The organism is Lysobacter sp. CA199 (assembly GCF_052078715.1).
Classification (GTDB): domain Bacteria; phylum Pseudomonadota; class Gammaproteobacteria; order Xanthomonadales; family Xanthomonadaceae; genus Lysobacter.
On record NZ_JBQJIL010000022.1, the window covers coordinates 25,464 to 36,659 of the forward strand.

Annotated in this window: 6 protein-coding genes and 1 pseudogene; 3 read left to right on the forward strand and 4 right to left on the reverse strand. The window is 66.2% G+C overall.

Annotated elements, in window-relative coordinates:
• Positions 1-21 precede the first annotated feature (21 nt).
• Entirely contained in the window at positions 22-3,576 is a 3,555-nt protein-coding gene (locus ACTOWJ_RS28760) for an ATP-binding protein (protein ID WP_441338069.1), read from the reverse strand.
• Between the two features lie 422 nt (positions 3,577-3,998).
• Positions 3,999-7,601: an ATP-binding protein gene (locus tag ACTOWJ_RS28765; RefSeq protein WP_441338070.1), complete on the reverse strand. Its 3,603-nt coding sequence runs from the start codon at positions 7,599-7,601 to the stop codon at positions 3,999-4,001.
• Between the two features lie 366 nt (positions 7,602-7,967).
• On the opposite strand from ACTOWJ_RS28765, the gene ACTOWJ_RS28770 reads away from it, so the two are divergent.
• The 3 genes and pseudogenes from ACTOWJ_RS28770 (at position 7,968) to ACTOWJ_RS28780 (ending at position 9,881) form a co-directional block, all read left to right on the forward strand.
• Positions 7,968-8,714, forward strand: coding sequence for a YceI family protein (locus ACTOWJ_RS28770; protein WP_441338071.1), 747 nt, complete (start codon positions 7,968-7,970; stop codon positions 8,712-8,714).
• Positions 8,711-9,274, forward strand: a pseudogene (locus ACTOWJ_RS28775) (cytochrome b); the annotation flags it as partial. The gene ACTOWJ_RS28770 and the pseudogene ACTOWJ_RS28775, both read left to right, overlap by 4 nt.
• A gap of 52 nt (positions 9,275-9,326) precedes the next feature.
• Positions 9,327-9,881: a YceI family protein gene (locus ACTOWJ_RS28780; protein WP_441338072.1), complete on the forward strand. Its 555-nt coding sequence runs from the start codon at positions 9,327-9,329 to the stop codon at positions 9,879-9,881.
• A gap of 206 nt (positions 9,882-10,087) precedes the next feature.
• Here ACTOWJ_RS28780 and ACTOWJ_RS28785 read toward each other — a convergent pair whose 3' ends face one another.
• Together ACTOWJ_RS28785 and ACTOWJ_RS28790 are read right to left on the reverse strand one after the other, a co-directional pair.
• Entirely contained in the window at positions 10,088-10,240 is a 153-nt protein-coding gene (locus ACTOWJ_RS28785) for a DUF6881 domain-containing protein (protein WP_441338073.1), read from the reverse strand.
• Positions 10,240-10,803 carry a hypothetical protein gene (locus ACTOWJ_RS28790; RefSeq protein ID WP_441338074.1) on the reverse strand — a complete coding sequence of 188 codons (564 nt, stop codon included), beginning with the start codon at positions 10,801-10,803 and terminating at the stop codon, positions 10,240-10,242. Before ACTOWJ_RS28790 ends, ACTOWJ_RS28785 begins: the two co-directional genes overlap by 1 nt.
• Between the last annotated feature and the right edge of the window lie 393 nt (positions 10,804-11,196).

Genomic DNA, 11,196 nt, shown 5'->3' on the forward strand with positions numbered 1-11,196 from the left:
GCTTGACGGCGGCCGCGGCCACTAGGCGCCGTCCGCCCGAGCCAGCACGGTATCGATCGCTTCGGCGAGCATCGCGCCGGTCACCGGCTTGCGCAGGAAACGGTCGAAACCGGCTTCGAACGCCTGCGGTTCTGCATCGGCGTCGGCGCGCGCGGTCACCGCGATCAGCGGCTGGACGAAGCCTTGCGCGCGCAATTGCCGGGCCAGGTCCAGGCCGTTGATGCCGGGCAGATCCAGATCGAGCAAGGCCAGATCGAAACGCGCGGTCACCGTCTCGGCCAGCGCGGCCAGACCGTTGGCCACGTGGGTCACGCGATGACCTTGCGCGCGCAGCAGCCCGGCGATCACCTCGGCCACCGTGGCGTCGTCTTCGACCAAAAGCAAAGCCAAAACTCTCCCCTGCAAGCCACGCAAAACAGGCTCCGGCGTTGAAACTTCAACCACCGGCGGAGCCTTAGCCACCGGCAACGGCAAATCCAGCACGAACCGCGCACCCTGCCCGGCCTGACTGAACACCGCCACATGCCCGTCCATCGCCGCGGCCAGTTCCTGACAGATCGCCAATCCCAGGCCGCTGCCGCCGTAACGCGCGGCGGTGCGCGCGCCCTCGGCCTGTTCGAAGCGGCGGAACAGGCGCGCTTTTTGTTCTTCGTTGAGGCCCGGGCCGGTGTCGGCGACTTCGAAGCGCACGCCCTGCGGCGCCAACGCGTCCACGCGCAGGCTGACCGACCCTTGTTCGGTGAACTTGATCGCGTTGCCGAGCAGGTTCAGCAGAATCTGGCAGACCCGGCTGGGATCGCCACGCAAACCCTGCGGCGCGCTCGCGACGACATCGACCTCGAACACCAGGCCGCGGTGACGCGCCAGCGGTCGCATCAGGCCGGCGGCTTCCTCGACCAGCGCGCGCAGATCGAACGGACGATCCTCGAGTTCGAGCTTGCCCGATTCGATCCGCGCCAAGTCCAGCGCGTCGTTGACCAACCGCAGGAGGTGTTCGCCAGCGCGTCTGATCGACTCGGTGTAACCCCGCTGCTTTTGATCCAAAGGCGTGTCGAGCAACAACTCGCTCATCCCCAACACGCCCGTCATCGGCGTGCGCACCTCGTGGCCGAGGGTCGCCAGGAAGCGGGTCTTGGCCTCGGAGGCCTGTTCGGCGACTTCGCGCTTGTGCACCGCCAACTGCCAGGCGCTGCGCCGGCCCAGGCGACGCCGGTAGGCGATCGCGCCAACCACCAGTGCGGCGATGGCGAGCAGCGAGAACACCACCTGCGCCCAGGTCGAACGCCACCACGGCGGTTTGACGTGCAAGGCGAAGGACACCGGATCGGACCAGATGCCGTCGGCGCCGGCGGCCTTGATCAGCAATCGGTACTCGCCCGGCTCCAAGCGCGAGAACACGCGTTCGCCGTTGGCGCGTTGCTCGATCCAATCCGGATCGTAGCCTTCCAGCTTGAAGCGGTAGACGTGCGAACGCGGATCCAGGAACGACATCAATCGCGCCACGATGCGCAGGTCGCGATCGTCGGCTTCCAATTGCACGCGCCCCTGGCTCGGCCACAACGCCCATTCGTCTTCCTCGCGCCGCGCGCTGAGGCTTTCCAGCGACAAGCGCGGCGGCCGCGCGCTCGGAAACGGCGTGTCCAGATCGAACAGCACCAGTCCGTCCAGCGACAGCGCCGCGGCCACGCCGTCGGCGTTGCGGTGCGGCGAGGTACGGGTGAGCTCGACGTTCGGAATGCCGTCGCCCAGACCGAACAGACGCAAGCGCTTGGCATCGGGCGAGACCATCAGCAAGCCGCGCGCGGTGGTCGCCCACACCGTGCCGTTGCGGCTGACCAACAGGCCGGACACGTTGGTGTCGGGGTAGTCGGCGGCATTGTCGATGCGACGCTCGAGCGTGAGTTTGCCGCCTTGCCAGCGATAGGCTTCCAACGCGCCGCTGCGCGCGACCCACAGCCGTTGCGGACCGGCGAAACTCATCGCCTGGATGTCGCCGATCGTACCGCCGGGCACGGCCACGAAACCCTTTCCGTTCCAGCGTTTCAAGCCGGTGGTGCCGGCGAACCAGGGCTGTCCGTCGGGGCCGGCCCGCAACGTCGCCCAGCTGGTGAGAAAGCCCGCGGTGGCGAACACATTCTCGATTTCGCCGGCGGGCAAGACCTCGCCATCGGCGCTGTAGCGACGCACCGATCCGTCGGAGAACCACAGCCACAATCCGCCGTCGGGCAGTTCGTACAGAAACCACACCGTCGCACTCAGATCCTGATTCTTCGCCGAGAACGGCCAGCGCCGCGCCTGCCGGGTTTTCGGATCGAACAGACTCAGTCCGGCGGAGTGGCCGATCCACAACGTGCCGTCGGCGCGCGCGAACAAGGTGTGCATCCACTTCAGGCCCAGGCCGCGACTGTCGGCGACCGGTTCCAACTCGCCGCTGCCGGCGCGCAGGCGGTACAGATCGGTGGCGGTGAGCATCCAGAAACCGCCCTCGCCGTCGGGCGCGAGATCGCGTGCGTCGAGCCGGTCGATGCGGCTGCCGCCGACCGAGGTGATCGAAGCGAAACGGTTCCAGTCCGGCGGCAGATACGCCAGGCCTTGCGAATAGGTGACGAACCAGATGCCGCCTTCGTCGTCGCGCAACATCTGCATCACGCCGCTGCGCCGATCCCACAGACCGTCGCCGGCGTCGTCCTGCAACAAGCGCACGTTGTCGTCGGCGTCGACCCGGTACAGACCGGCGGTGGTGCCGATCCAGCGCCCGCCCGACAGATCGCTGACCACGATCGCGTTGGTCGCCTCCTCGCCCAGCTTCCACGGCGCCGGACTCATGTGGTCGTCGGGGCTGAGCCGGAACAGGCCGCGTTGAGTGCCGACCCAGATCGAACCGTCGGCGTCCTGCGACAACTCGCCGATGCGCACGCCCGCGGTTTCGTCGCGGCCGATCGGCGCGAAGCGGTCGTTCTCGAATCGCGCCAGACCGTTCAAGGTGCCGACCAACAGACGTCCGCGCGGATCGGTCAGCAAGGCGGTGACCGGCCCGCGCGGCAACCGCGCGCCGGCACCGACGCCGGGCACGTAGCGCTGCACGTTGCGGCCGTTGGGCCCGATGCGGCACATGTGGCCGTCGTAAGTGGCGGCCCAGACGTAACCGTCCGGCGTGCCGGTGAGATAGGAAACGTTATCGCTGCACGGCGCATCGGCGCCGTTGAACACGACCCGCACGAACTCCTTGCGATCCGCGCCCAGGTAGCTCAAGCCGTCGCGGCTGGCCACCCAGATGCGATCGCCGGCATCGACGTAAATGTCTTCGAGCATATTGTCCGGCAGCGAACCGGACAGGCCGATGGTGTGGCGCCACAGCGCGAACTCGACACCGTCGTAGCGCGCCAGGCCGTCTTCACTGGCGATCCACAGATAGCCCTGATGGTCCAACTCCATCGCCACGACCGACTTGGGCAGCCCCTGCTCCTGGCCGAAGCGGCGGAAGCGCGGCGTTTCCGGCAGGCGCGCTTGCGCCTCGGTGGCGAACTGCGCGCAACACAGCAGCAACAGGAGCAGACACAGACTACGTCCCAACACGGACTCCTCCTGGACCGCGAGCGATTCTCTCCCGGTAAGGCCGGTGCGCTATCGTCGCAACGGCTCCGGTCGGGCGCAAGCGTGGGGCGGCGGCGGCGCATGCCGAGCGCCATGCGAATGGTACGGCGTTGTGCAATTGCGCGGAACGTCACGAACCTTCGCCGGAGTATGTGCCCGATGCGCCGTCCGCGGGTAGCCGACACCGGTCGGCAAGCGCCGATGACCGACATCCACCGCCCGACGGGGTTCACGCGTTTTGACGCGAAACGTCGGGACTGAAGGTTGCTTCACCATGCGCTGGGCCGTTGTGACGGTCCCATGCGAGGGACCGTCAGCCCCGAGACGTCACAACCGGCAACGGCGCATCGACACAGAAACGACGGACCGCGGCCACACTGCGGCCGCCCTCTACCGCGCCGGCCTCACCCCTCCGCCGGCGGCTTGGCGGCCGTCTGCGCGATCTCCCTTACGACCTCGGCCAACATCGCACCAGTGACCGGCTTGCGCAGAAAACGGTCGAAACCGGCCGCGCTGGCCTGCGGTTCGGCATCGGCGTCGGCGCGCGCGGTTACCGCGACCAGCGGCTGGGTGAAGCCTTGCGCGCGCAACTGCTTGGCCAGATCCAGGCCGTTGATGCCGGGCAGGTCCAGATCGAGCAAGGCCAGATCGAACGGGGCGATGGCGGTTTCGGCGAGCGCGGCCAGACCGTTGGCGACGTGGCTCACCCGGTGGCCCTGCGCGCGCAACAGACCGGCGATCACCTCGGCCACGGTCGGATCGTCTTCCACCAACAGCACCGCCCGCGCCGCCACCTGTAAGCCACGCGAAGCAGGCTCCGGCGTTGAACCCACAATTCCCTGCGGTACTTCAGCCACCGGCAACGGCAGATCGAACACGAACCGCGCGCCCTGCCCCGGCTCGCTGAACACCGCGATATGCGCTTCCATCGCCACGGCCAGTTCCTGGCTGATCGCCAAACCCAGACCGCTGCCGCCGTAGCGCGCCGCAGTGCGCGCGCCATCGGCCTGCTCGAACCGACGGAACAAACGCGCCTTTTGTTCTTCGTTGAGACCCGGGCCGGTATCGGCGACTTCGAAACGCACGCCCTGCGGCGACAAGGCTTCGACCAACAAGCTGACCTTGCCGTGCTCGGTGAACTTGATCGCGTTGCCGAGCAGATTGAGCAGAATCTGGCAGACCCGGCTGCCGTCGCCGCGCAAACCGCGCGGCGCGTTCGCGGCGATTCGCACTTCGAACTCCAGCCCGCGCTGCTGCGCCAGCGGCCGCATCAGATCGGCGGCCTGGTCGACCATCGCGCGCAAGTCGAACGGTTCGGCGGCCAGTTCCAGACGGCCCGATTCGATCCGCGCCAAGTCCAGCGCGTCGTTGACCAACCGCAAGAGGTGTTCGCCAGCGCGTCTGATCGACTCGGTGTAACCCCGCTGTTTTTGATCCAAAGGCGTGTCGAGCAACAACTCGCTCATCCCCAACACGCCGGTCATCGGCGTGCGCACCTCGTGCCCCAGGGTCGCCAGGAACCGGGTCTTGGCCAGCGAAGCCTGCTTGGCCACTTCGCGCTCGTGCTCGGCGCGTTGCCAGTTCAATCGGCGCGCGAGTCGCCGGCGATAGGCCATCGTGCCCCACCACGCCATTAATGCGAGCAGTCCGATCAAGGCCGCCAAGGCCGGCGGCGTGCGCCACCATGGCGGGCGCACGTTGAACTCCAGCGTGCGCGCCTGCGCGACGTTGCCGTTGGCGTCGATCGCGCGCGCATGCAGCACGTAGTTGCCCGGCGGCAAACCGGCGAACACCCGCTCGCCGCTGTCGCCGACGCTGACCCAATCGCCGTCGTAGCCTTCCAGGCGGGTGTAGTAACGATTGGATTGCGGATCGTCGAACGACAGCAAGCGCATCTGCACGCGCATTTCGCGGTCGTCGGGCGCCAGGCTCGGCAGGGTCGAGTAACGCGAGGCGCCTTCCGAACCCGACGGCCGCACTTTGTTGCGCAACGGCAGCGGCACCCAGCGGCCATGCCGGCGCACGTCGAGCTGATGCCAGACCAGGCGCGGTTGACGCGGCGGCGGATCGGCCAAGGACGTATCGATCAAGACCACGCTGCCATCCGAAAGCGAGGCGGCCAGCACTCCGTCGTCGGCGAGCACCGAGGCCCGGCTCAGGAATTCCTGGCTGCTCATGCCGTCCTGCACGCCGAAGCGGCGCAGGCGTCGCTGCTTGGGATCCCATCGGAACAGGCCGCGCGAGGTCGGCAGCCAGATCCGCCCGCCGCGGTCGCGGAACAAAGCGGTGCCTTCCACCGCCGGAATGCCGTCTTCCACCCCGACCCGCGTCTGCAATCGCCAGCGTCCGCCCTGATGCAGATAGTGTTCCAGGCCGTTCAGACGCTGCAGCCACAGACTGTCGGCGTTTTCGAACACGAAGCCGAACACGCGGTCCTCGGGCAGTCCCGGCGCCTTGCGCATGACGTTGGCCGCCGCATCGCGGCGCAACAGGCCCTCGCCGGATCCGATCCACAGCGCGCCGTCGGGGGCGAAGCCGATCGCGTCGAAATCGCCGGTGCCGATGCCCTGGCGGTCGCCGACCGCGATCGTGCTGAGCACTTTGCCGCTGTCGGTATCGCGCTGCTGCAGGCCCTGGGTGATGTAGGAGATCCACAAGCTGCCGTCGGGCGCGATCGCCATGCGATCGGGCGCGCCGGGCAGCACCGGATCGGGCGTGTCCGTGGTCCAGTCGCGCCAGACGCCCGACGGATCGATCCGCACCAGGTTGTTGCGGCTGGTGGCGATCCACAGCCGGCCCTGGCGGTCTTCGATCGCCGTGTTCGGCGTACCGCCCTTGCCCATCGCGTCGTGCGGACCGTCGCTGACCGGCTCGACCGTGCCGTCCGCGCCCAGCCGCTCGATTTCGCCGCGCGCGCCGATCAACCAGAAACCGCCGCGCGCGGCCGGAGCCACCGCGGTGTAAAGCTCGCTGCTGAGGCTGCCGCGTTCGCGCGAATACTGGGCGATCCGGCGCCAGTCCGAGCGCAGGTAACCCACGCCCACGCCGGCCAGCGGGAACCAGAACGAGCCGTCGTCCTGGCCGACGATCTGCAGCACCGGCCGCGCCGGCCGCGCCGGGCCCAGCGCCATCGGCAACGGCACCGCGTTGGGCGCCGCGCGCCAGATGCTGCGCTGGGTGCCCAGCCAGAAGTTGCCGCCGCGGTCCGGCGCCAGGGTCAGGACCGCGTTGAGGTTGCCGAACATCACCGAGTAATCGGGGTCGTTCCAGCGCCCGTCGCGTTCGCGCCGGTACAGACCGGTCTTGGCGCCGACCCAGAGTTGATCGCCGGCCGCGGTGACCGAGTACACCCACGGCGCGGGGTCGTCGCCCGGCACCGGGACGCGTTCGAAATCGCTGCCGGTCCAGCGCGCCAGGCCTTTGAAGGTGCCGGCCCACAGATCGCCATGCGCGTCGAACGTCAACGACAGCACCGTGTCCGACGGCAGACTGCGCGGATCGCCGTCCTTGGGCATATAGCGCTCGATGCGGCCGTTGCGGTCGAGCCGGTGCAGGCCGCCGCCGTAGGTGCCGAACCAGACCTCGCCGTTGCGGCTGGCCACCGCGAAGGTGTCGTCGCTGCCGATCTGCGGGTGCTGGGCGCGGCGATAATGGACGAAGCCGTCGCGCTCGCCGTCCATCATGCTCAGGCCGCGGCCCTCGGCCGAAACCCAGATGCGGTCGCGTTCGTCGATGGTGATGAAGGTCAGATCGTTGCCCGGCAGCGAGGCCGGATCGCCCGGCGTGTGCCGCCACACCTTCATGCCGATGCCGTCGTAGCGCGCCAGGCCGTCGGTGGTGGCCAGCCACAAATAGCCGGCATGGTCGAAGGCCATGCCGTTGACCTTGCTCGAAGGCAGGCCGTCGGCGACGCCGATGATGCGCGCGCGCGGCGCTTCGGGCACGCCGGCGCCGGCCGCGAACGGCGCGCAGACGCACAGGCAGGCGCATAACAGCGTTCGCAGCATCCCGATCCCTCTCCCCATGAAACATGCTGTCCTAGCAAGCCGTCCTGGCGGACCGCCATCGGCCGTCGAGGCGATCGCGGCGGCGTCCGGGCGAGCGCCACTGACGCCCCGCTGACATTCGCCTGACCGCAGACTGGCCGCCGCCTGACCATCCGGCAATGCGCGCACCCTAGTCTTTCCCCATGCACTAGGCTCGACGATATCGGCCCTGCGAGGCAAGTCACGGAACTTAGAGCCCACATCGGCCGTCGATCCCTGCAACGCCCGGCGCGCCCGGACGGGCACCCGAAACGGATCGTTGCGCGCGCCTAGACACGACTTTGCGCGGCTGTGCCTAGAATCCCCCCGAACCTTGCCGGAGCTGCCATGTCTCTCACCTACCGCTGCGTCACCGCCCTGGCCGCGCTGCTCGCGCTGCCCACGGCCGCGCGCGCCGAGCAGGAGACCTATGGCTTGGACCCGGTCCACACCCAAGTGGCGTTCGCGATCTCCCATGCCGGCTTCTCCCAGGCCATCGGCACGGTGTCCGGCAGCGCCGGCACGCTGAGCTTCGACCGCGACGACTGGCGCGGCGCCAAGCTCGACGTGCAGGTGCCGCTGACCCGGCTGGACCTGGGCGATGCGAAATGGAACAAGGCCACGCTGGCCGCCAACCTGCTCGACGGCAAGCGCTACCCGCTGGCCCGGTTCGTGTCCGAGCGGGTCGAGCCGGTCGCCGGCGAAGCCGACCGCGCCCAGGTCTGCGGCCGACTGACCTTGCACGGCGTGACCCAGCCGCTGTGCATGGACGTCAAGCTCAACCAGCTCAAGCGCCATCCGCTGCCGCCGTTCCACCGCACCGCCGGATTCTCCGCGACCGCACGGCTCAGCCGCGCCGCGTTCGGGATCGATGCGTGGAAGTCGGTGATCGGCGACGAAGTGGAACTGCGCATCGAGGCCGAAGCGGTCCGCGGCAAGTTCGTCGGCATCGCCCCCAAGACCGAGCCGGCCGACTCCACGGCCGAACCGCCGATCGAATCCGACACCCCGTCCGCCGGCACACCCTCCACCGACACACCCTCCACCGATTCCGCCGCCCCCGCCAAGCCCGCCGATCCGGAGCCCAGCCGATGACCTTGAAGAACACCCACGACCGATGGGGCGCCGTGAGCCAGTTGCTGCATTGGCTGGTCGTACTGCTGATCGCGACCATCGCGGTGATCGGCCTGACCATGGTCGACATGAACAACGGGCCGTCGAAGATCAAGATCTATGCCCTGCACAAATCGCTGGGCCTGACCCTGCTGACCCTGGTCGTGTTGCGCCTGCTGTGGCGCATCTACGCCGGCGCGCCCAAGCCGGTGGAAGGCACGCCGCACTGGCAGGAACGCATCGCCTCGCTGACCCATTGGGCGCTGTACGCGTTGATGTTCGCCATGCCGATCTCCGGCTGGGTGTTCAACTCGTCTTCGGGTTATCCGCTGCAATACTTCGGTTGGTTCAACCTGCCCAAGATCGCCGCGCGCAGCGAAGACCTGGCACAGCTCAGCCGCAACATCCACGAATACGGCTTCTGGCTGTTGCTGGCGCTGGTGTTGGCGCATGCCGCGGCCGCGTTCTATCACCACCTGTTCCAGAACGACGCCACCTTGACCCGCATGCTGCCCGGTGGCCGACGCGCCGCGCCCGCGCCGAACACCGATACGCCGGCTCCCACCTCTTACTCCCCCTCCCCGGAGCACTACGATGCAGATTAAATCCCTCGCCCTGGCCGCGGCGCTGTTCGCCGCCGCCGCGCCCGCATTCGCCGCCGATTACGTGCAACAGACCGGCTCGACCTTGACCTTCGCCACCAAATATCAGGGCGAAGTGTTCGCCGGCAACTTCCCCGGCTTCACCGCGCGGCTGAGCTTCGACCCGGCGCAGCTGAATACCTCCAAGCTCGACGTGGTGATCCCACTGGCCGGCGCCAACAGCAAGAACGCCGAACGCGACGACACTCTCAAGGGCGTGGATTTCTTCAGCATCGCCAAATTCCCGCAGGCGCGTTTCACCGCGACCAAGTTCCGCAGCCTGGGCGGCAACAACTACGCCGCCGACGGCAGCCTGAGCCTGCGCGGCGTGGCCAAGCCGGTGACCTTGAATTTCACCTGGACCGCAGGCGAAAAGCCGGTGCTGGCCGGCAAGGCCACGGTCAAGCGCCTGGACTTCGGCGTGGGCGGCGGCGATTGGGCCGATACGTCGATCATTCCGAATGAAGTGGCGGTGAGCACCAAGGTGGTGTTCGCGCCGGCTAAATAAGGCTGCCGCTCGCACAAGCCGTGCGATCTACCTGCAGGAGCGGCGCGAGCTGCGACCGCGACAACACAACCACTTCGAAACCTTCGACGTTGCAGCGTTACCGTAATCGCGATTCGTGCTGTTCTTACAACCGCTGCAACAAACAAGGGCCTTGCGAGGCCCTTGTTTTTCTTTGGACATTACCGCCCCCCACCGCGGCACCGAGACTACTCGACGGCTTTCCGCCACAACGCCTCAAATTCGGCCGCGATCAGCGGCTGAACCGTCAATTGCGCATCTTCAGCAATTTCTTTCGCGTCTGGGACCGGCCCCTCGCTGAGCTGAGTGCCCTTAGCACGCTCACAAATAGTCACCAACATCACTTTCTACCATAGGACTTCAGAATGCCGCTCAAAAATTCCGGAGCCAACCCCACCCATTCGTCAGTCCGTAACTTCTCGACAACTTGCTCTTCGGATAGAACACAGTCCCAGATGGCACTTTCCCTCGCCGACCAACGCTCAAAAATTCTGTCGTCAAAAACCGCCAAGACAGCGAAACCCTCATTGACCTCTTCATAAGCCATCCATTCCGATGGCGCGCCACTGACAACAACGATAGAGCTAAAGAAATCGACATCCCCGTGCATAAAGTGGAGTTGCAATTCTTCCAACTCATCGATGGTCGACGCTGAAAAGAACAAATCCCGCGCAGGCTTCTCATACAGCCGAATAAGCACAGAAATCGGCGTAGCACTTATTTTCAAGCTTTCATCAAGCATGAAATCCAGAAAACCGCGAGTTCCAAATACTCCGGAACCAACAATAAAAAAACCACGAATACCTTTATCACTGAACACATAATCAGGCAATGCGGCCTGCCAATTTACAGCTTTCCTTAACTGATCGGCAGCCAAACTATTTGGGACTGACTGAAGAGTCATGGGACTGATTCCATATTGAATCGAATTTTAGCGAGCGGGTATTTTTCGCCAGCCACTCGGAGGTCGGCGGATGGATAATGAGGCGGGCTTTTTGCAGCACGATATACGTGATAGGTGTATTTTCCTTTGTTCAACTGACCCGCACCTGGCGTCCCCTTGGATGCCGCCCAGCTCCAACCATCATCAATCAGTGACTTTACGAATTTCGCACATGACATATAGAGCCGAACTTGGTCGGCACTATTCTTCGTCATACCTGGCGTGATCTTGACTGGCCTGCGTTAACTGGTCCAGAAGTAAAGTTAGTTTAAGCGGCTAAACGTGGATGTGCACTTGCGTTGGCAGGCATGAAGGCCTCGGGCGCTGGTGGTCTGTAGTTCAAGGCGCTGTGCG

Bases quoted from the DNA above. Each gene is read 5' to 3' on its own strand.
- ACTOWJ_RS28785 (WP_441338073.1), bottom strand. From the start codon at position 10,240: ATGTTGGTGACTATTTGTGAGCGTGCTAAGGGCACTCAGCTCAGCGAG.
- ACTOWJ_RS28780 (WP_441338072.1), top strand. From the start codon at position 9,327: ATGCAGATTAAATCCCTCGCCCTGGCCGCGGCGCTGTTCGCCGCCGCC.
- ACTOWJ_RS28765 (WP_441338070.1), bottom strand. From the start codon at position 7,601: ATGCTGCGAACGCTGTTATGCGCCTGCCTGTGCGTCTGCGCGCCGTTC.
- ACTOWJ_RS28790 (WP_441338074.1), bottom strand. From the start codon at position 10,803: ATGACTCTTCAGTCAGTCCCAAATAGTTTGGCTGCCGATCAGTTAAGG.
- ACTOWJ_RS28770 (WP_441338071.1), top strand. From the start codon at position 7,968: ATGTCTCTCACCTACCGCTGCGTCACCGCCCTGGCCGCGCTGCTCGCG.